The 19,865-nt window shown below is 75.2% G+C and carries 17 protein-coding genes; 9 read left to right on the plus strand and 8 right to left on the minus strand.

What is annotated here, in order from left to right; translation table 11 throughout:
• Positions 1-98: 98 nt before the first annotated feature.
• Both OG422_RS24745 and OG422_RS24750 read left to right on the plus strand, forming a co-directional pair.
• Entirely contained in the window at positions 99-1,157 is a 1,059-nt protein-coding gene (locus OG422_RS24745) for an ATP-binding cassette domain-containing protein (RefSeq protein ID WP_405745712.1), read from the plus strand.
• Entirely contained in the window at positions 1,154-1,822 is a 669-nt protein-coding gene (locus OG422_RS24750; protein ID WP_143943956.1) for an ABC transporter, read from the plus strand. Before OG422_RS24745 ends, OG422_RS24750 begins: the two co-directional genes overlap by 4 nt.
• A gap of 52 nt (positions 1,823-1,874) precedes the next feature.
• Here OG422_RS24750 and zapE read toward each other — a convergent pair whose 3' ends face one another.
• Positions 1,875-2,987 (minus strand): cell division protein ZapE, encoded by a 1,113-nt coding sequence (gene zapE, locus OG422_RS24755; protein WP_405745715.1) that lies wholly within the window; start codon positions 2,985-2,987, stop codon positions 1,875-1,877.
• A 68-nt stretch (positions 2,988-3,055) separates the two neighbouring features.
• Between zapE and OG422_RS24760 the strand changes: the two genes are divergently transcribed.
• Both OG422_RS24760 and OG422_RS24765 read left to right on the plus strand, forming a co-directional pair.
• On the plus strand, positions 3,056-3,880 hold the full coding sequence (locus OG422_RS24760; RefSeq protein WP_405745717.1) for a pyrimidine reductase family protein: 825 nt from the start codon (positions 3,056-3,058) through the stop codon (positions 3,878-3,880).
• A 162-nt stretch (positions 3,881-4,042) separates the two neighbouring features.
• On the plus strand, positions 4,043-4,516 hold the full coding sequence (locus OG422_RS24765) for an indole-3-glycerol phosphate synthase (protein WP_143943459.1): 474 nt from the start codon (positions 4,043-4,045) through the stop codon (positions 4,514-4,516).
• Here OG422_RS24765 and OG422_RS24770 read toward each other — a convergent pair.
• Both OG422_RS24770 and OG422_RS24775 read right to left on the minus strand, forming a co-directional pair.
• Positions 4,467-5,174 (minus strand): ABC transporter ATP-binding protein, encoded by a 708-nt coding sequence (locus tag OG422_RS24770; protein ID WP_405745720.1) that lies wholly within the window; start codon positions 5,172-5,174, stop codon positions 4,467-4,469. The two genes, OG422_RS24765 and OG422_RS24770, sit on opposite strands and share 50 nt — an antisense overlap.
• Positions 5,171-6,235 (minus strand): ABC transporter permease, encoded by a 1,065-nt coding sequence (locus tag OG422_RS24775; protein WP_405745722.1) that lies wholly within the window; start codon positions 6,233-6,235, stop codon positions 5,171-5,173. The genes OG422_RS24770 and OG422_RS24775 overlap by 4 nt, the downstream gene beginning before the upstream one ends.
• A 240-nt stretch (positions 6,236-6,475) precedes the next feature.
• Between OG422_RS24775 and OG422_RS24780 the strand changes: the two genes are divergently transcribed.
• The 4 genes from OG422_RS24780 (at position 6,476) to msrB (ending at position 10,229) form a co-directional block, all read left to right on the plus strand.
• On the plus strand, positions 6,476-7,660 hold the full coding sequence (locus tag OG422_RS24780; RefSeq protein ID WP_143943467.1) for a sensor histidine kinase: 1,185 nt from the start codon (positions 6,476-6,478) through the stop codon (positions 7,658-7,660).
• Positions 7,657-8,295 (plus strand): response regulator transcription factor, encoded by a 639-nt coding sequence (locus OG422_RS24785; RefSeq protein WP_143943462.1) that lies wholly within the window; start codon positions 7,657-7,659, stop codon positions 8,293-8,295. Before OG422_RS24780 ends, OG422_RS24785 begins: the two co-directional genes overlap by 4 nt.
• Before the next feature lie 114 nt (positions 8,296-8,409).
• Positions 8,410-9,807, plus strand: a complete 1,398-nt coding sequence (gene murC, locus OG422_RS24790) for a UDP-N-acetylmuramate--L-alanine ligase (RefSeq protein WP_405745726.1) — start codon at positions 8,410-8,412, stop codon at positions 9,805-9,807.
• A gap of 14 nt (positions 9,808-9,821) precedes the next feature.
• The gene (msrB, locus tag OG422_RS24795; protein WP_143943464.1) at positions 9,822-10,229 is read left to right on the plus strand and encodes a peptide-methionine (R)-S-oxide reductase MsrB; all 408 of its coding nucleotides are present in this window, start codon (positions 9,822-9,824) and stop codon (positions 10,227-10,229) included.
• 39 nt (positions 10,230-10,268) lie between these two features.
• Here the strand turns inward: msrB and OG422_RS24800 are convergent, their stop codons facing one another.
• From OG422_RS24800 to OG422_RS24810, 3 genes are all read right to left on the minus strand, one after another.
• Positions 10,269-10,928: a 4'-phosphopantetheinyl transferase gene (locus tag OG422_RS24800; protein WP_143943465.1), complete on the minus strand. Its 660-nt coding sequence runs from the start codon at positions 10,926-10,928 to the stop codon at positions 10,269-10,271.
• Positions 10,925-11,860, minus strand: coding sequence for a metallophosphoesterase family protein (locus OG422_RS24805; protein WP_405745731.1), 936 nt, complete (start codon positions 11,858-11,860; stop codon positions 10,925-10,927). The genes OG422_RS24800 and OG422_RS24805 overlap by 4 nt, the downstream gene beginning before the upstream one ends.
• A gap of 236 nt (positions 11,861-12,096) precedes the next feature.
• The gene (locus OG422_RS24810) at positions 12,097-13,626 is read right to left on the minus strand and encodes a PucR family transcriptional regulator (protein WP_405745734.1); all 1,530 of its coding nucleotides are present in this window, start codon (positions 13,624-13,626) and stop codon (positions 12,097-12,099) included.
• Positions 13,627-13,918: 292 nt separating this feature from the next.
• On the opposite strand from OG422_RS24810, the gene OG422_RS24815 reads away from it, so the two are divergent.
• Positions 13,919-14,464, plus strand: a complete 546-nt coding sequence (locus OG422_RS24815; RefSeq protein WP_143941997.1) for a DUF1707 and FHA domain-containing protein — start codon at positions 13,919-13,921, stop codon at positions 14,462-14,464.
• A gap of 136 nt (positions 14,465-14,600) precedes the next feature.
• Here OG422_RS24815 and treY read toward each other — a convergent pair whose 3' ends face one another.
• Complete coding sequence (treY, locus tag OG422_RS24820) at positions 14,601-17,228, minus strand: malto-oligosyltrehalose synthase (protein WP_405745737.1); 2,628 nt, start codon at positions 17,226-17,228, stop codon at positions 14,601-14,603.
• A 263-nt stretch (positions 17,229-17,491) separates the two neighbouring features.
• A complete protein-coding gene (glgX, locus tag OG422_RS24825) occupies positions 17,492-19,645 on the minus strand; it encodes a glycogen debranching protein GlgX (protein ID WP_405745740.1) in 2,154 nt (717 codons plus the stop codon).
• Positions 19,646-19,865: the final 220 nt, after the last annotated feature.

Genomic DNA, 19,865 nt, shown 5'->3' on the forward strand with positions numbered 1-19,865 from the left:
TCCCCAGGGTGGCGAGGTCCGGGGAACGGTCCCGCGGCCGTTGCCGTTGGCACGGTGAAGGCACGAGGGAGCGCGGGACGGAACGGCGAGGGGGAGACATGCGGCTGGACGGCGTCGGCCGGAGGTACGGACTGCGCGGGCCGTGGGTGGTGCGCGGGGTGGACCTCGATCTGCCGGAGCGCACGCTGGTACGGATCGAGGGGGCCAACGGCAGCGGGAAGTCCACGCTGCTGCGGCTGTGCGCCGGGATCGACCGGCCCACCACCGGCCGGATCCGCGGCCGCCCCCGTACCGCGTACGTCCCCGAACGGTTCCCCCCTGCACTGCCGTTCACCGCCCTTGGATACCTCACCCACCTGGGGCGCGTGCACGGGCTGCGCGGTCCGGCGGCGGACCGGGCGGCCGGGGTGTGGCTGGAGCGGTTCGGCGCCGCCGGGCACGCCGGAACGCCGCTCTCCGAGCTGTCGAAGGGCACCAGCCAGAAGGTGGCTGTCGCTCAGGCGCTGCTCGCCGCACCGGAGTTGCTCGTCCTGGACGAGGCGTGGACGGGCCTGGACGCGGCGGCCCGCGCCGAGTTGGACCGCGCGGTCGCCGAGCGGGTCGCCGACGGCGGCACGGTCCTCTTCGTCGACCACGATCCCCGGCGGCTGGCCGGTGCGGCCGACGCCTGCCACCGTGTCGTCGACGGACGCCTGTGCCCCGCGCCGCCCCCGGATCCGGCGGCCCACACCCCGGCGGCCGGGCCCCGGGTGACGGTCCGCGCCGCGCCGCCCGGGTCTGGTGCGGAGCTGCCCGAGGAGCTGCCGGGGCGGCCCGTGACCGAGCGGGAGCCGGACGGCACGGCCCGGCTGACGGTCCCCGCCGCGTACTCCGATGCGCTGCTGCGGGCGCTGCTGACGGCCCGTCCGCCCTGGCACATCCATACGGTGACCGCCCCGGTGGCGCAGCGGCCGCCGGACGGGCCGGCTGGCGGCGACGCCATGCCCGGTACGGGGGAGCCGGACGACGGGGCGATGGCCCGCGGCGCCGGTCCGGCGACGGCGGACCACTCCGCTCCGGCAGGTCCTGCTTCCCCGGCCGCCACCGGTCCGGCACCGGCAGGCCCCGCCTCCCCGGCCGTCACCGACCCGGCACTCGCGGAAGGAGACCACTGGTGATCGCCCTGCTCCGCTACCAGGCGGCCCTGCTGCTGGGCTCGCACCGCTGGCTGCCGCCGATACTCCTGTACGCCGGGTTCCTCGTCGTCGGCATCGGGACGGGCAGCCCGGTCCTCGACGCCTTCGCGTTCGCCGCGGCGGCCCTGCTGCCGCTGACGGTCTGGCTGACCCGGGTCTGTGTGACCAACGAGCCGCCCGCCGCCCGCAGTTGCGCCGCCGCCGCGGTGGGCCCGGTCCGGGCGCATCTCGCGGCGGTCCTGACGGCCGCCCTCGCTGCGCTGCCGCCCGCGCTCGCGGGGACGGCGTTCGTGGCGCTCTTCTCCGACCGCCGGTCCAACGACCACCAGGTCACCGTGGCGCTGCTGCCGGCGACGGCCTGCGGGCTGGCGGCCGCCGTGGTCTGCCTGCTGCTGGGCACCGCGGTCGGGGCGGTGTGCAACCGGCCGGTGCTGCACGGCACCGCGTTGCCGGTCTGCGCCGGGCTGCTCGGCTGCGTCCTGCTGGTCGTCCCGGCCCTCTCGCCCGCCAGCGCGGTGGTCCGGGGCCTGGTGGCGGGCTCGATGAGCGGCACGGCCGAGATGCCGTGGCTGCCGCTCGCCGCCGCGATACCGATATCCGCCGCCGTGGTGGCGGCCGTCTGCCACCTCGCCGCCCGCCGGGGCTGACGACCCGTCACCGCACACCGGCGGGGCGTGGGGCCCCGCCGGTGTGCGCGCACTACGCGCCGGTGACCAGCGGCCCCGCGTCGCGGGCCAGGGCGGTGAGGCGGGAGATCGCGCGGAAGTACTTCTTGCGGTAGCCGCCGCGCAGCATCTCGTCGCTGAACAGCTCGTCGAACGCCTTGCCGGAGGTGACCACCGGCACCTCGCGGTCGTAGAGCCGGTCGGCGAGGACCACCAGGCGCAGTGCGGTGGACTGGTCCGGCACGGCCTGCACATCGGTGAGGCAGACGGCCCGGATGCCGTCGCACATCGCGCCGTAGCGGCTGGGGTGCACCTTCGACAGATGCGTCAGAAGGGAGGGGAAGTCGTCGAGTGAGGCGCCCGGCGTGTGGTACGCGGTCCGGGTGACGGTCTCGTTGTCGTACGGGGCGGGTGCCTCGGGCAGACCGCGGTGGCGGTAGTCCTCGCCGTCGATGCGCAACGGCCGGAAGTGGGCGCTCAGGCCCTGGATCTCGCGGAGGAAGTCGGCCGCCGCGAACCGGCCCTCGCCGAGCTTGCCGGGCAGCGTGTTGGAGGTCGCGGCCAGCGCCACGCCGGACTCCACCAGCCGGGACAGCAGGCTGGAGACCAGCACCGTGTCGCCGGGGTCGTCCAGCTCGAACTCGTCGATGCACAGCAGGCGGTGGCCGCCGAGGGTGCGGACGGTCTCCTGGAAGCCGAGCGCGCCGACCAGGTTGGTCAGCTCGACGAAGGTGCCGAACGCCTTGCGCTCGGGCGGCGCGTCGGTGGCGTGCCACAGGGAGGCCAGCAGATGGGTCTTGCCGACGCCGTAGCCGCCGTCCAGGTAGACGCCGCGCGGGCCCTTGGGCGCGGCGGGCTTCTTCGCGAACCAGCGGCGCCTGCCACCGACGGCCGAGGCGCCGCCGATGCCCGCGGCGAAGGCGCCGAGCACCGTCACGGCCTCGGTCTGGCTGGGCTGCTTCGGGTCGGGGAGGTAGGTGTCGAAACGGGCGCCCTGGAAGCGCGGCGGCGGCACCATCTCGGCGACCAGCCGGTCGGCGGGGACGTGCGGGGCGCGGGAGGTCAGCGCGGCGGGCGCGGCGTCGGCGCCGTCCGGCGATTCGGCTATCGGCGCGGACGGTGAGGACGAGGGCTGGGAAGACGACACAGCACTCCAGCCTAGTCGCTCCGTGGCGGGTCCCGGGCCGCCGGGCGAGCCATGTCACACTGCCGCCCATGCGACGCCTGTACCCCCTCCCCGCCCCCGCCGCCGCTCTCCCGGACCCGGCCGCCGCGCCTCCCGGCCCGGACGCGTCCACCGACCGCGAGTGGACGCTCGACGAGCTGGCGGACGCCTACGCGTACCCGGACGAGAGCGATCCGCTGCGCGCCGGACGGCCGGGCTGGCTGCGCGCCAACATGGTGGCGTCGCTGGACGGTGCGGCGCACCACGAGGGCCGTTCGCAGCCGCTCTCCAGCACTGCCGACATGCGGATCTTCGGGGTGCTGCGGGCGCTCGCCGATGCGGTCGTGGTCGGCGCGGAAACGGTTCGCCAGGAGGGGTACCGGCCGGCCCGCGCCCGGGCGGCGTTCGCCGGACGCCGGGCCGCCGCCGGGCAGGGCCCCGCCCCTGCCGTCGCCGTGGTGACCGCCGGACTGGGCCTGGACTTCACGCTGCCGCTGTTCACCGAGCCGCTGGTGCCCACGCTCGTCGTCACCGGCACCGGGGCCCCGGCCGAGCGGGTGGCCGCGGCGCGGGCGGCCGGGGTGGAGGTGCTGTTCGCGGGTGAGGGGCAGGGCGTCGACCCCGCGCGGGTCCCGGCGGTGCTGGCCGCGCGGGGGCACCGGCGGTTGCTGACCGAGGGCGGGCCGTCGCTGCTGGGGCAGTTCGCCGCCGCCGGGGTGCTGGACGAGATGTGTCTGTCGCTGGCGCCGGTCGTCGCGGTGGGCGACGCGCCGCGGATCATGGGCGGCCCGGCGGTCGCCGTCCCGGAGCGGTTCGCGCTGGCGTCCGTCCTGGAGGAGGCCGGGTTCCTGTTCACCCGATACCGTCGAAGCTGACAATCAGCGGAATTACTCGTTCCGCTTAGGTTCCTTTGGGCACACTTGGAGCCAACAGACCCCGTGTGGCGGCGGGGGCAGGATGGTTTCTGTGGGGTGCCGCGACATGCCGTGCCCCGGAAGAAGAGAAGAAGGGCGTCCGTCGTGTTCACGAGCGTATTGATGATCGAGAAGCCTCTGACGCCCGCCGACGTCGATTTCGTCACGACGCTGCACGGCGACGATCCGGTCTCCTTCGTCGTCCTCATGCAGCCGCGCGGCGCGCAGGACCTGCTGCTGCGGGCCATCGACGACGTCGCCCTGGGCGAGTTCGACGACGCCGTCCGCGAGGGTGCGGAGCCGGAGGGTGACGCGGCGGACGCACCGGCCGAACGCGCGCTGGCGCACACCCTCGCCGCGCTGCGCGCCACCGGCGCCGAGGCTACCGGGCAGGTCGCCGAGCGGCACCCGCTGGACCGGCTGCGCGAGGTCGTCGACGAGACGGGCGCGGACGAGGTGATCGTGCTGACCACCCCCCACTTCGTGGAGGAGTTCTTCCACCGCGACTGGGCCTCCCGCGCCCGCCACAAGGTCGGCGTGCCGGTCCTCAAACTGTTCTCGCACGCCCCGGAAGATCCGCCCCAGGCGCAGGAGTGAGCCGCCCGTCCGTCACCTCGACGACGGCGTCGACCGCCGTCAGATGCGACCGGTCGTGCGTGACCAGCACCGTCGCCGTCCCGCGCCGGTGGGTGAGCGTGGTCAGCAGCTCCAGCACCGCCGCGCCGCGCACGTGGTCGAGGGCGCTGGTCGGCTCGTCCACCAGCAGGACGGCCGGGTCGTTCATCAGCGCCCGCGCGATGTTGACGCGCTGCCGCTGACCGCCGGAGAGCTGGTGCGGCCGCTTGCCCTCCTCGCCCTCCAGCCCGACGGCGGCCAGCAGCTCCCGCGCCCGCTGCCGCGCGGCGCGGGGCGGACGGCCGTCGAGGTGGGCCATCACCTGGAGCTGTTCGGCGGCGGTCAGCGACGGCAGCAGGTTCGGCTGCTGGAAGACGGTGCCGACGGTGGTGCGGCGCAGCGCCGTCAGCGCGGCGCGGCCCAGCCCGGTGGTGTCCCGCCCGGCGAGCACGACCCGCCCGCTGTCCGGCGTGATCAGCGTCGCGGCCACCGCCAGCAGACTGGATTTGCCCGAGCCCGACGGCCCGATCACCGCGGTCAGGGAGCCTGCCGGAACGGTCAGCGAGACGCGGTCCAGCGCGGTCAGCCGGGCGTCGCCGTCCGGGTAGGTCAGCGTGACATCGGTCAGTTCGAGGCTCATCGGGCACTTCCCAGGGCGGTCAGCGGGTCCACGGACGTGATGCGGCGGATGGCGAGGGCGGCACCGGCGGCCCCCAGCGCGATCATGATCAGCGCGGGGACCAGTACGGTCGACGGCGTGAGGACGAACGGCACCGCCTGCCCGACCACCGCGCCCAGCCCGGCGACGAGCGCGGCGCCCACGCCCGTCCCGAGGGCCAGCAGGACGACCGCCTGGCCGAGCGCGTCCTTCAACAGCAGCCCGGTGGACGCGCCGAGCGCCTTGAGCACCGCCACATCGCCGCTGCGCTGAATCGTCCAGACGGTGAAGAACGCGCCGATGACCAGCGCCGAGATGACGAACAGGAACCCGCGCATCAGCTGCAGCGAACCGTTCTCGGCGGTGTACGAGCCGATGCCCGCCAGCGATCCGGCGAGCGTCACCGTCGTGGTGCCGAGCCGCGCGTCGGCGGCGGCCAGATCGGTCCCGGACGCGGTCAGCGCCACCACCGTCGCCCCGTCCCCGCCGCCGGGCAGCGTCCGCCAGTCGTCCAGCGTCGTCCAGACCACCGGGGTGTGGCTGTACATCGCCGCGCCTGTCACGGCGGCGACCGTCACCGTACGGCCCCCGAGCGTGAGCCGGTCGCCGCGCGCGAGGCCCAGTGCGTCGGCGGCCTTCCGCGACAGCACGGCGCCCCCGGTCACCGGCGCGCCCCCGGGCGCGAGCGACGAGCCGGGCCCGACCCCGAACACCGACACGGCGGCGGTGTGCCGCCCCGCCTCGGCCTTGGCGGTGGCGATGCCCAGCGGCTCGGCGCGCTCCACGCCCGGCACCGCGGACCAGCCGTCCACGGTCTTCCGCGACAGCCGCGAATCGGTGAACGACACCGTGCCGCCGTCGGCCGGCTTCGAGAACACCAGGTGGTCGGCGGGGAGCGCGGTGATCGCTGAGGTGTTCTCCCGGCCCAGGCCAGCGGTCAGCCCCGACAACAGGCCGACCAGCACCGTGATGAGCACGATGACCGTGCCCATCAGGGCGAACCGGCCCCTCGCGAATCTCAGATCCCTCCAGGCGACGAACACAGCCTCATCCCTCTTGTTCTCCGGCGGCCGGGCCCACTGCCCGGCGGATGGCTCCACCGTCCCGCCCCGGGGCGCCCCGGGGCATCGCGCCCGGGAGCGGTTCCCCCGGATCGAAAGGTGCGGCGGCCGCTCAACCTTTCGATGGATGCTGCTCCCCGGCGCCGTGCCTAACCTGGAGGAACCGTGACCGACCCCTCCCTCACCCCCGCCGTGCGGGTGCTGCGCAGCTGCCTGCACCTGATGGTGGCGGCGCTGCTGACGCTCGCCGCCGCCCGTGCCGTAGTCGACGACAACCCGTACGCCACCGCCGTCGTCGCCGTATCCGCCGTCCTCCTCGGCTGCTACGTCGCGGGCCCGCTGCTGCCCCGCGTCCGCCCGCGCAGCGGCGCCGCGGCCCTGTGGCTGATGCTCGTCGCGGCTGTGTGGATCGTGCTGCTGGCGCTCACCCAGGACGGCGTCTGGCTCGCCTTCCCGCTCTTCTTCGTCCAGCTGCATCTGCTGCCGCCGCGCTGGGGGCTGCCCGCCGTCGTCGTCACCACGGCCGTCGCCGTCGCCGGGTTCGCCCGCCACACCGGGACGCTGGGCGTCGGCACGGTCATCGGGCCGGTGCTGGGCGCTGCCGTCGCGGTCGCCGTCGTCCTCGGCTACCAGGCCCTCTACCGGGAGAGCGAACAGCGCCGCCGGATCGTCGAGGAGCTGACCGCCACCCGCAGCGAACTGGCCGCCGCCGAGCACGCCGCCGGGGTGCTGGCCGAACGCGAACGCCTGGCCCGGGAGATCCACGACACGCTGGCGCAGGGCCTGTCCAGCATCCAGCTGCTGCTGCGGGCCGCCGAACGCGCCCTGCCGTCCCGCCCCGAGGCCGCGCTGGGGCATGTCGTCCATGCCCGCGCCACCGCCGTCGACAACCTCGCCGAGGCCCGCCGCTTCGTCCGCGAACTGAGCCCGCCCGACCTGGAGACCGGATCGCTGCCCGCCGCGCTGGAGCGGCTCTGCGCCACCACCGCCCGCACCTCCGGCCTCGCCGTGCACTGCCACGTCTCCGGCACGCCCGCGGAACTCCCCACCCCGCACGAGGTCGCCCTGCTGCGCATCGCGCAGTCGGCGCTGGCCAACACCGTCCGGCACGCCGGGGCCCGCCGCGCCGAGCTGACCTTGAGCTACATGGACACCGAGGTCGCCCTGGACGTCGTCGACGACGGCGCCGGATTCGCCCCCGAAGCCCTGCCGCCCGCCGGGACGGCGACGGCCGACGGCACCGGCTTCGGCCTCGCCGCCATGCGGGCCCGCGCCCGCGCCCTGCACGGCGCGCTCGCCGTCGAATCCGCCCCCGGCGAGGGCACCGCCGTCGCCGTCACCCTGCCCCTGCCGCCCGCCCCCGGAGGCGCCGGCCATCCGGACCGCAGCGAGGAGAACACCCCGTGAACGACGCCGCCCCGATCCGGCTGCTGCTCGCCGACGACCACCCCGTCGTACGGGCCGGACTGCGCGCCGTCCTGGAGACCGAACCGGGCTTCGCGGTCGTCGCCGACGTCCCCACCGCCGAGGAGGCCGTCACCCTCGCCGCGCTGCCCGGCGTCGACGTCGTTCTCATGGACCTGCGGTTCGGCGGCGAGATGCGCGGCTCCCAGGCGACCGCCGCCATCACCGCCCGCCCCGGCGCGCCCCGTGTCCTCGTGCTGACCACCTACGACACCGACGCCGACATCCTCGCGGCCATCGAGGCGGGCGCCACCGGCTACCTCCTCAAGGACGCCCCGCCCGAGGAGCTGGCCGCCGCCGTCCGCACCGCGGCGGCCGGGAAATCGGCCCTCGCGCCGGCCGTCGCGCTGCGCCTGATGGACCGCATGCGCGACCCCGCCGTCGCACTGTCGCGCCGCGAGACGGAGGTGCTCCAACTCGTCGCCGACGGCCTGTCCAACGCCGAGGTCAGCAAACGGCTCTTCCTCAGCCAGGCCACCGTCAAATCCCACCTGGTGCACATCTACGCCAAGCTCGGCGTCGACTCCCGTACGGCGGCGGTGGCGGCCGCCACGGCGCGCGGTCTCATCCGCCGCTGAGCCGCGCGGGCCGCCGCCCGTCCGTCGTGGCGCGGAGCGGCCGGGCACGCGTTGTCGGAGGTGGGTGCGAGAATCAACGGCAGCACGAGAGCCGCGACGATCAGGGAGTCACCCATGGCAGCCGCCATCCCAGCCTCGATGGACCGACCGCACTTCATCGGCATCGGCGGAGCCGGTATGTCGGGCATCGCCAAGATCCTCGCGCAGCGCGGCGCCCGCGTCGCGGGCAGCGACGCCAAGGAGTCCGCGACCGCCGCCGCCCTCCGCGAGCTGGGCGCCACCGTCCACATCGGCCACGCCGCCGACCATCTCGCCGCGGACGCCACCGCCGTCGTCGTCTCCTCCGCGATCCGCCAGGACAACCCGGAGCTGGCTGCCGCCCGCGAGCGCGGCATCCCGGTGGTGCACCGCTCCGACGCCCTCGCCGCCCTGATGGACGGCGTCCGCCCGATCGCCGTCGCCGGGACGCACGGCAAGACGACGACCACCTCCATGCTCGCCGTCTCCCTGACCTCGCTCGGCCTCAAGCCGTCGTACGCCATCGGCGGCGACCTCGACGCCCCCGGCTCCAACGCCGAGCACGGCACCGGCGAGATCTTCGTCGCGGAGGCCGACGAGAGCGACCGCAGCTTCCACAAGTACGCGCCCGAGGTCGCCATCGTCCTCAACGTCGAGCTGGACCACCACGCCAACTACGCCTCGATGGACGAGATCTACGCCTCCTTCGAGACGTTCGTCGGCCGGGTCCGTCCCGGCGGCACCCTCGTGATCTCCGCGGACCACCCCGGCGCCCGTGAGCTGACCGCGAAGATCGAAGGCAAGCACGACATCCAGGTCGTCACCTACGGCGAGTCCAAGGACGCCGACGTCCGCATCCTGAAGATCAACCCGCGCGGTCTGACCAGCGACGTCAGCGTCTCCCTGGCCACCGGCCGGATCCTGACCTTCACCGTCTCCGTCCCCGGCAGCCACTACGCCCACAACGCCGTCGCCGCCCTCGCCGCCGGTATCGCCCTGGGCCTGCCGCCGCACAACCTCGCCTCCGCGCTCGGCACGTACACCGGCGTCAAGCGCCGCCTCCAGCTCAAGGGCGAGGCGGCCGGGGTGCAGGTCATCGACTCCTACGCGCACCACCCCACCGAGATGACCGCCGATCTGGAGGCCATCCGCGGCGCCGCCGAGGATGCCCGCGTCCTGGTCGTCTTCCAGCCGCACCTCTTCTCCCGCACCCGGGAGCTGGGCAAGGAGATGGGCCAGGCGCTCGCCCTCGCCGACGCCTCCGTCGTCCTCGACATCTACCCGGCCCGTGAGGACCCGATCCCCGGCATCACCAGCGCCCTGATCGTCGACGCGGCGCGCGCCGCCGGTGCCGACGTCACCGCCGTCGACGACCGCGCCGCCGTCCCGGACGCCGTCGCCGGAATGGCGCGGGCCGGTGACCTTGTTCTCACCATGGGCGCGGGCGACGTCACCGACCTCGGCCCCGCGATCCTGTCCCGCCTGGCCGGCTGAGCTGAGGAGACCCCATGTCGTACGAGATCGACAAGCCCGATGAGCAGTGGCGCGCCGAGCTGAGCCCCGCCGAGTACCAGGTGCTGCGGCAGGCGGGCACCGAGCCCGCCTTCGTCGGTGAGTACACCGACACCACCACCGAGGGCGTCTACTCCTGCCGCGCCTGCGGCGCCGAGCTGTTCCGCTCCGACACCAAGTTCGCCAGCCACTGCGGCTGGCCGTCCTTCTACGACCCGAAGGACTCCGCGGCGGTGGAGCTGATCGACGACCGCTCGCACGGCATGGTCCGCACCGAGGTCCGCTGCGCCCGCTGCGGCTCGCACCTCGGCCATGTCTTCGAGGGCGAGGGGTACCCGACGCCGACGGATCAGCGGTACTGCATCAACTCCATATCGCTGCGACTGTCGCCCGACGCGGGCTGACGCCGGGGCCGGGGCGCGGCTGCGCGCCCCGGCCCGCTCTCAGCGCTCCACCGTCACCGCCGTCACCACCAGACCGTCGGCGACCAGCCAGCCCCCGTGGAAGACGGTCAGCGGCACCCCGCCGATCTCGGGGCCGTCGACCAGCAGCCGGGCGGTGAACGACGCGTCCGTGGGGTCGAGGGTGAGGACGGCGTCCTCGAAGCCCAGCCAGCGGCCGGTGAGCGGGTACCACGCCTTGTAGACGCTCTCCTTGGCGCTGAAGATCAGCCGGTCCCAGTGGATCTCCGGCTGGGCCGCCTGCAGCGCGGGCAGCGCGGCGCGTTCCTCGGGCAGCGTGATCAGGCCGAGCACGCCCGGGTCGCGGACCGGTTCGTTGGGCTCCGCGTCCAGGCCGACGGAGCGGAGGTCGGTGGAGCGGGCGACGGCGGCGGCACGGTAGCCGGTGCAGTGCGTCATCGCGCCGACCAGCCCCTCCGGCCAGCGCGGCGCCCGGTCCGCCCCGGGCACCAGCGGCGCCGGGGGGATGCCGAACGTCGCCAGCGCGGCGCGGGCACAGGCCCGTACGGTTCCGAACTCCCGCTGGCGGGAGGGGACGGCGCGGGCCACGGCCGCCCGCTCCTCGGGGAACATCTCGTCCAGCGGCCGGTCCTCGAACGCCTCGGCGGTCGCGATCGGCGGCGGCAGCAGCTTCTCGATCATGCCGGGATCCCGGCGGTCACCGGCGGCAGGATCTGCACCGGGCGGCCCGGCGCCTTCGGGCGCGGCCGCCATTCGCGCGGATAGCCCAGCGACACCTCCTGGTGCGGGATGCCGTCGCAGGTCAGCAGGCGCGGGATGTGCAGATGGCCGTAGACGACGGTCCGGGCGCGGAAGCGGCGCGGCCAGTCGGCGGTGGCCTCGCTGCCGCACCACAGGGAGAACTCCGGGTAGCGCAGCGGCCGTAGCGGTTCCCGGACCAGCGGGAAGTGGTTGACGAGGATGGTGGGCAGCTCCTCGGGGATCTCCTTCAGCCGCGCCTCGGTGAGGGCGAGCCGCTCCCGGCACCAGGCGTCGCGCGTCGGATACGGATCCGGGTGCAGCAGGTACTCGTCGGTGCAGACCACGCCCGCTTTGTGGGCCGTGGCGAGCGCGGAGTCCTTGTCGTGGGTGCCCGGCGGCCGGAACGTGTAGTCGTAGAGGAGGAAGAGCGGCGCGATGACGGCGGGGCCGCCGTCGCCCTCCCAGACCGGGTACGGGTCCTCGGGGGTGAGGACGCCCAACTCCCGGCAGATGCCGACCAGATGGTCGTAGCGGGCCACGCCGCGCAGCCGCACCGGGTCGTCGGGCGGGGTCCACAGCTCGTGGTTGCCGGGGACCCACACCACCTGGGCGAAGCGGTCGCGGAGCAGGCCGAGGGCCCAGCGGATGTCGGCGACCTGTTCGCCGACATCCCCGGCGACCAGCAGCCAGTCCGTGTCCGACTCCGGCCGCAGCTGTTCGACGATCTCGCGGTTCTCGTCGTACCGGACGTGCAGGTCGCTGACGGCGACGAGCTTCCCGGGCCGGGCGCCCGGCGTGCCGGGGCCGTCGGTGGGCCGGGGACGGTCGGGGGCGTGGGGCAGCGGGCCCGTGGCGCGGATCTCGTAAGTCACCTGCGCAGTAAAGACCGTGGGGGAGGGGGGAGGGAAGGGGCTCCCGGTGCGGCAGGGGCGCGTCGGACCGGACCGGCGGAGCGCGCCCGGGCCGGTCGGGCGGTGTCCCGGCGTCCGTTTCGGCCGTCTCCGGGTGGGCCGGTGTCCGTACGGCCGCCCCTGGGCCGACCGGTGCCGGTGGTGCCCCGGGTGGCCCGGTGTCCGTGGGAGGTGCCCGGGTGGCCCGAGGGCGGACGTTACGGGGCGGTGCCCCGGCGGATGCGGGTGGCGAGCCACAGGTCGAAGCGGTCGTCCGGGTCGTCGAGGCGGCGTCCGGTGAGGTCCATGGCCTTGTCGAGGCGGTTGCGCACGGTGTGCCGGTGGACGCCGAGGCGGCGGCTGGTGGCGTCCCAGGCGCCGCCGGTCTCCAGCCACGCGGTGAGGGTCGCCACCAGTTCGGCGCCGTGGTCGGCGAGGTCGAGCGGGCCCAGCACGGTGTCGGCGTAGCCGAGCAGCGTCGGCCGGTCGCCGAGGTCCAGCAGCAGGCGGCTGGTTCCGGAGCTGCGGGCCTCGGCCGGTTCGCCGGTGGCCCGGCTGACGCCGAGCAGCCCGGTGGCCTGACGCAGCGACACCCGGGCGGAGACGGGCACGGTGGCCGGTCCGATACCGGCCGGGCGGCCCGGCGCGAACCGCCCCAGCACCTCCCGGACGTCGCACTCCTCCCCGGCCACCGCCTCGACCACCCCGCCGAGGACCCGGACCAGGCCGCCGGGCAGGGCCAGCGCCAGATCGGCGGCGAGGTCCTGGGCGGCCGCCGCCCGCGCCGCCTCGTCCGGCCCGCCGGGCGCCTCGACGGCGATGCCCCGTACCCGCCCGGCCGTCAGGCCCGCCGAGGCCAGCAGGGCATCGGCGCGTTCGGCGGTCGGCCCGTCGTCGGCGAGGATTTCGGACAGTAGCGCCGAGCGGCGGCGGCGCTCCGGCTCGTCCCGCAGATGGCGGCGCTCCAGCTCCAGGGAGAGCAGGGAGACGAGGCCGGGCACGACGGCGCGGGCGGCGCCGTCCGGGCGGCCGGTGAGCAGCAGCAGTCCGCGCAGCCGCCGGGCGCCGAGCGGCTGCACCTCCAGGTGGCGCCCGTCCGCCGCGCTGGTGGCGCTGGTGCGCAGCCCCTGGGTGGCGACCCGGTCGATGAGGTCGCGTGCCGCGTCCGGGGGCGGCGCGTCGTCCCCGGGGCCCGCGCCGGTCGCCAGGGGGCGGCCCAACGGGTCGAGGACGGCGGCGCCCACCCCGGTGGCGGCGGTCCACTCCCGCAGCACGGTCGGCAGCCCGCCGCCGACCGCCGCGGCGGTCAGCCGCCGTTGGGTGGCGAAGGACCGGTGCAGCGCCGCGCGCCGTTCCTCGGCCCGGGCCGCGAAGACCGCCTTGGTGACGGCGATGAACGGCACCTCGTCCGGGACGGTCAGCAGCGGCAGCCCGGCCTCCCGCGCGGCGTCGATCAGCGGCCGGGGCGCCTCCTGGTAGCGCAGGTCGTGCCCGAGGCCGAGCGCCAGGCACGCGGCGCCGCCCCCGGCGACGTCACGGACGTACTCCCGGCAGCCGCCCACGTCGTCCGGCAGCAGCAGCCCGATGGTCATCAGCAACTCGCCGCCCTGCAGCCATTTACCGGGCCGTAGCAGGTCGGAGACGGTCGCCGCCTCGATGGCACGGTCCCGCAGCGGCGGCGGGACGTCGTAGCCGGGGGACAGCGCGAGGTCCGTCCGGGCCAGCAGGTCGGCGATACGCAGGGGCATGGTGCCAGTCTCCGTCACCGGTGACGCCGGGGGCGCGCGGGCATCCGCGCGCGCCGCCGCCCGCCGGTCCGCGCTCCCGGCGCGCCGGTCGTCGCGCGCGCCGTCGCCCGGCCCGTGCGCTGTACCGGCTCGCTCCAGGGCCCGTCGGGGCTCGTACCGGGGCGAGCCCGACAACCTCGTACGCATGCCTGTGCCGGGGCCGCGATCTGGTACGACGTCAGGGATGCGCCCCGGGCGGCCGGAACGGCCACCTCGCCTGGACAGCGGGTCACCCGCCCCGCAGAATCACCGCATGACTTCGCTCGACTTCCCCGCCCGACCGGCGCGCCCGTCGGACGCGGACCGGGAACGTGCGCTGCATCTGTTGCGCGAGGGTGCCGCGGAGGGACGACTGTCGCAGGACACCTTTCTGCGTCGGCTGGAGCTGGTTCTCACCGCGCAGCAGCACTCCGAACTCTCCCTGGCCACTGCCGATCTGGAGACCCGCGGCCGGGTGCAGGGCGCGCTGTTGCGGGCGGTGGGCCGGGTGTCGGCGTTCCACCTGCGGATCCGCCGCGCATGGCGCACGGAGCGGCTGCCGAAGCTGATGCTCCCGGTGCCCGGGCCGATCCCGCTGAGCATAGGGCGGGCGCCCGGCGCCGGGCTGCGCCTCAACCATGAGACGGTCTCCCGCACCCACGCCGAACTCCGCAGCGAGGGCAGCGGCTGGATGCTGCGCGACCTCGGCTCGACCAACGGCACCTGCGTCAACGGCCTCCGGGTGGTCGGCGAGGTCCCGGTGGGCCCCGGCGACCACATCAGTTTCGGCACCATGGACTACGTCCTGACGGAGCGCTGACCGCCGCACCCGGGGCGCCACCGGCGGGAGCGGCCGACGGCGTGACGCGGGGCGTGGGCCCGTCCGCCGCGCGCCCCGGGCGGGGGCCTCGGAGGGCCGCCACGCGGGGCGCGCGCGAGGGACCGTGCGCGTCGGCTCACTCCGTCGTCAACAGCGCCACCGGCGCCCCGTCCAACAGCTCGTCGAGGCGCACCGCCGTACCGCCCGCCCATGTGCGGCCGGTCAGCACCTCCCGCCACCGCCCCGCGTCCGGCAGCCGCAGCGTGGTCCCCCGCCAGCCGCCGGACCGCGCCAGGCGCAGCGACAGCCGGGTCACGACGGAGACCGCCGCCCCACCGCGGCAGAAGGCGACGCAGTGCCCGGCTGCGGGCCCCATGGCGCGCAGCGGCGTGTACGAGCCGTCCGCGCCGAACGCGCGCGGGCGGGTGCGCCGCAGCCGTAGCGCCGCGGCGGTCAGCCGCAGCTTCTCGGCGGACAGATCGGACGGGGCGCCGCCGTCGTCCAGCCGGGCGAGGAGGGCGGGCAGCGGCCGGGCCGGGCGGCGGTTGTCCGGGTCCACCAGGGCGGCGTACTCCCGCTCGGTGTCCTGGTAGAGGTCCGGGACGCCGGGCATCGTCAGGTGCAGCAGGGCCGTGCCGAGCACATTGGCGCGGAGGAACGGCGTCAGTTCGTCCTCCAGTTTCCGCAGCACCGCGGCGGCCGGTCCGCCCGGCCCGGAGCGCACGAACCGCGCGACGGCGTCCTCGTAGCCGGTGTCCGGATCGGTCCACGAGGTGCGCAGCCCCGCCTCCCGTACGGACTTGAGGACCGCGGCCGTCAGCCGCTCGGCCTTCGACGATTCCCCGGCGGGCGGTGAGCCCAGCCCGAAGGCGCTCTGCCAGCCGAGCCACGCCACCAGCGGATCCGGCGCCTCCGGGCCACCCGGAGGGCCGTCGTCCGCCTTGCCCGGGGGAGCGGCTTCCGGCTCGCCCAGGGGATGGCCTTCCAGCTCACCCGAGGGGCCGCCCTCCGGCCCGCCCCGGGGCCACGCGCCCGCCTCGTGCAGGGCGTCGCGCCACCGGTCGGGGCACTCCGACAGCACCGCGATCCGCGCCCGGACATCGGCGCTGCGCTTGGTGTCGTGGGTGGTGAGCACCGTCGACGTCTCCGGCCACTCCGCCTGGAGGTGCGCGCAGTACGCGTGGAACACCTCCGGATCCAGCGCGGGCCGTCCGGGGTCGCCGCCCACCTCGCAGGCGGACAGGAGCGCCGGATGGCGGTAGCCGGCGGTGTCCTCCACGGACTTGGCGTGCAGGGCGGATGCGGTCTGTGCGAACCGCGCGGCGAACGCGGCCACCTCGCCCCGGAGCGCCTCGCCCCCGGGAGCCGGGTCCGGGGCGCCCGGGGTCTCGGCGCACGCCCCCTCGGCCTCCCCGGGCGCGCCCCCGGTACCGGCCAACTCCCGGTCCGCGCCCTCCCGTTCCGTCCCGCCCAGGGCCAGCGTCCGGATCAGCTCCACCGACAGGGCCTCCGCCGCGACGGGGAACGCGTCGCGGGCGCCCCGGGCCGCCGCGTCCAGCAGGGCCACGTCCCGGGCGGCACCGGACGCCCGCGCCGGGTACGGGCGGTACACCGGCAGCCGCACCAGCAGCTCCCGGATCGCCCGGCGCAGCGCCCAGGGCGCGTGGTCGCCGCCGTCCGCCGCGGCGATCCGCCCGGCCGCCCGCACCAGCCGCTCCACCTCCGCCGCCAGCTCGTGCGTCAGCACCTCGTACGCGGCCCGGCGCACCGTCGCCGCCCAGTCGCCGCCCCGGTCCGGGGGCGGGGCGGCGTGGTCGCGGTAGTGCGCGCGCAGTCTGCGCGCCCCCTCGGGGCAGACGAAGAGGGCGTCGAGGTGGCGCAGTGCGTCGTAGCCGGTGGTCCCGGTGCAGGTCCAGTCGCGGGGCAGCCGTTCCCCGCCGGTGAGGATCTTCTCCACGACCGTGCGGCAGCCGCCCGTGGCGGTGTGCAGCCGCTCCAGATAGGCGGCCGGATCGGCGAGCCCGTCCGGATGATCGACCCGCAGGCCGTCGAGGACGCCCTCCCGCACCAGCCGCAACACCGTGCGGTGCGTCGCCTCGAACACCTCCGGGTCCTCGACCCGCACCCCGATCAGCTCGGAAACGGTGAAGAAACGGCGGTAGTTCAGCTCGGTGCGGGCCAGCCGCCACCAGGCGAGGCGGTACCACTGGGCGTCCAGGAGGCGCGGCAGCGGCAGGTCCTCCGTCCCCGGGCGCAGCGGGAAGGCGTGCCGCCCGTAGCGCAGGGTGCCGTCGGTGACGCGCAGGCGCGGCAGTTCGTCGCCGAGCCGTCCGGCGAGCACCGGCAGCAGCAGGCGTCCGCCGTGCCCGGCGTCCCAGTCGATGTCGAACCAGCGCGCCCAGGGGGAGCCGGGCCCGTCCCGCAGCACCCGCCACAGCGGCCCGTTGAGGGACATCGGGGCGGGGACGGCCATGTGGTTCGGCACGAGGTCGACGATCAGGCCGAGGTCGTGCGCCCGTGCGGTGGCGGCCAGGGCCCGCAGCCCGTCCTCACCGCCGAGTTCGGCGCGTACGGCCGTGTGGTCCACCACGTCGTAGCCGTGCGCCGAGCCGGGGACCGCCTCCAGCACCGGCGACAGATGGAGGTGCGAGACGCCCAGCCGGGCCAGGTACGGGACGGCCCGCCCGGCGGCGGCGAACGGGAAGTCCGGCTGGAGCTGGAGCCGGTAGGTGGCGGTCGGCGGGGGAGCGGGCGGCTGCGTCATGGGAGCAGCCGTACCCGGCGCACCGGCCCGCCCGCGCGCCCCCGTGCGCGATCCCCTCTCCGGACGCGCCGAACGGGTGGCCCCCGCCCCCGACCGGCCGAGCGGAGCGAGGGCTCGGGGCCGCAGGGGGCGACGTTCCGCAGGGGGCGCCCCCAGGGCGGCGCGCCCCCGGCCCCACACGCGACGGCCCCGCGCCACCGGGCCGCCCGGGGCGACGTTCCGCCCGGGGCGGCGCGCACCGGCCCCGGGCGAGACGGTCCGGCCTACGCAGGCCCCACCGGCTCCCAGGACTCCGTAGGCCGCTGCAACACCACCAGGCTCCGCCCCGTTAGCATCAGGCGGTCACCGGCCTTCACCACGGCCCCGTCGCCGTCCGCGCCGTCCGCCGCGGGGGGCCGCGCGGTGTCGACCACGACCTGCCACCGCCGCCCGTGGCGCGGCGGAACGGTGAACTCCTGCTCCTCGGGGTGCGCGTGGAACAACAGCAGGAACGAGTCGTCGGCGATCGGCTCGCCCCGGGGGCCCGGTTCCGAGATCGCCCGGCCGTTGAGGAAAACCATCAGGGACCTTGCCTGAGCCGACTCCCAGTCGTCCGGCCCCATCTCCGTCCCGTCGACGGTGAACCACGCGATGTCCGACAGCGCGTCCTCGCCCCCCGGAACCGGCCGCCCCTGGAGGAACCGCCGCCGACGGAACACCGGATGCTCGCGCCGCAGCCGCACCAGTCGCCGGACGAACGCCAGCAGCTCCCGTTCCCCGGTGTCCTCCGGCGCCGGCCAGCGCACCCAGGAGACCTCGTTGTCCTGGCAGTACGCGTTGTTGTTGCCGCGCTGGCTGCGGCCGAACTCGTCGCCGTGGGAGAGCATCGGCACGCCCTGGGACAGCATCAGGGTGGCGACGACGTTCCGCATCTGGCGCGCCCGCAGCGCCCGGATGCCGGGGTCGTCCGTCGGGCCCTCGGTGCCGCAGTTCCACGACCGGTTGAAGCGCTCCCCGTCGCGGTTCTCCTCGTCGTTGGCCTCGTTGTGCTTCTCGTCGTACGCCACCAGATCGTGCAGGGTGAAGCCGTCGTGGCAGGTCACGAAGTTCACCGAGGCGATCGGGCGGCGCCCGTCGCCCTGGTAGAGGTCCGAGGAGCCGGTCAGCCGGGAGGCGAACTCCGCCAGTGTGCGCGGCTCGCCCCGCCACAGGTCGCGCACCGTGTCGCGGTACTTGCCGTTCCACTCCGTCCACAGCGGCGGGAAGTTGCCCACCTGGTAGCCGCCCTCGCCGAGGTCCCAGGGCTCCGCGATCAGCTTGACCTGGCTGACCACCGGGTCCTGGTGCACCAGGTCGAAGAAGGACGACAGCCGGTCCACCTCGTGGAACTGCCGCGCCAGCGTCGCCGCCAGATCGAACCGGAAGCCGTCGACGTGCATCTCCTGCACCCAGTAGCGCAGCGAGTCCATCACCAGCTGCAGGACGTGCGGACTGCGCATCAGCAGGGAGTTCCCGGTGCCGGTGGTGTCCGTGTAGTGCCGCCGGTCCTCCGCGAGCCGGTAGTACGAGGCGTTGTCGAGCCCCCGGAAGGAGAGCGTGGGGCCCAGGTGGTTGCCCTCGGCGGTGTGGTTGTAGACGACATCGAGGATCACCTCGATGCCCGCGCGGTGCAGCGCCCGCACCGCCGACTTGAACTCCAGCACCTGCTGCCCCCGGTCGCCCCAGGACGCGTAGGTGTTGTGCGGGGCGAAGAACCCGATGGTGTTGTAGCCCCAGTAGTTGGTGAGCCCGGCGTCCACCAGCCGGTGGTCCTGGACGAACTGGTGTACCGGCATCAGCTCCAGCGCGGTCACCCCCAGCCGCGTCAGATGCTCGATGACCGCCGGGTGCGCCAGCGCCGCGTAGGTGCCGCGCAGCTCCTCGGGGAGGTCCGGGTGGCGCATGGTGAGGCCCTTGACGTGCGCCTCGTAGAGCACCGTCTCGTGGTACGCGGTGCGCGGCGGCCGGTCGTCGCCCCAGTCGAAGTACGGGCTGACCACGACCGACGCCATGGTGTGCGGCGCCGAGTCCAGGTCGTTGCGGGACTCGGGGCGGCCGAAGTGGTAGCCGTAGACGGCCTCGTTCCAGTCGATGCGACCGCTCAGGGCGCGCGCGTAGGGGTCCAGGAGCAGTTTCGCGGGGTTGCAGCGGTTGCCGCGCGCCGGGTCGTGGGGGCCGTGCACCCGGAAGCCGTAGCGCTGGCCCGGCATCACCCCGGGGAGGTAGGCGTGGCGGACGAACGCGTCGGTCTCGCGCAGTTCGACGGTGGTGTGTGAGCCGTCGTCGTGCAGCAGGCACACTTCGATGCGCCGGGCGGCTTCGGAGAAGACCGCGAAGTTGGTTCCGGCGCCGTCGTAGGTGGCGCCCAGTGGATATGTCTGTCCCGGCCAGACCTGCATGCGTCGGCTTCCACCTTCTCGTCGGGGGCTGCGGTGACTCCATGGCACGCGTCCGCGGACCGCCTCGGATCCTTCCCCGACCCACCCCACACACCTGGCATACCGCTTGATATTCCCCGGAAAGCGGGCAATTTCGAGCCTAGTGGGACCTTACTGTCGTGTCGTCGGCGCCCGCGGCGGCCGGTGGCCATCTCCCGTACGTCAGATGCGGTAGCGGATA

Origin of the sequence: Streptomyces sp. NBC_01525 (assembly GCF_045040405.1) — a bacterium.
In the GTDB taxonomy this organism is placed as follows: Bacteria; Actinomycetota; Actinomycetes; order Streptomycetales; family Streptomycetaceae; genus Streptomyces; species Streptomyces benahoarensis.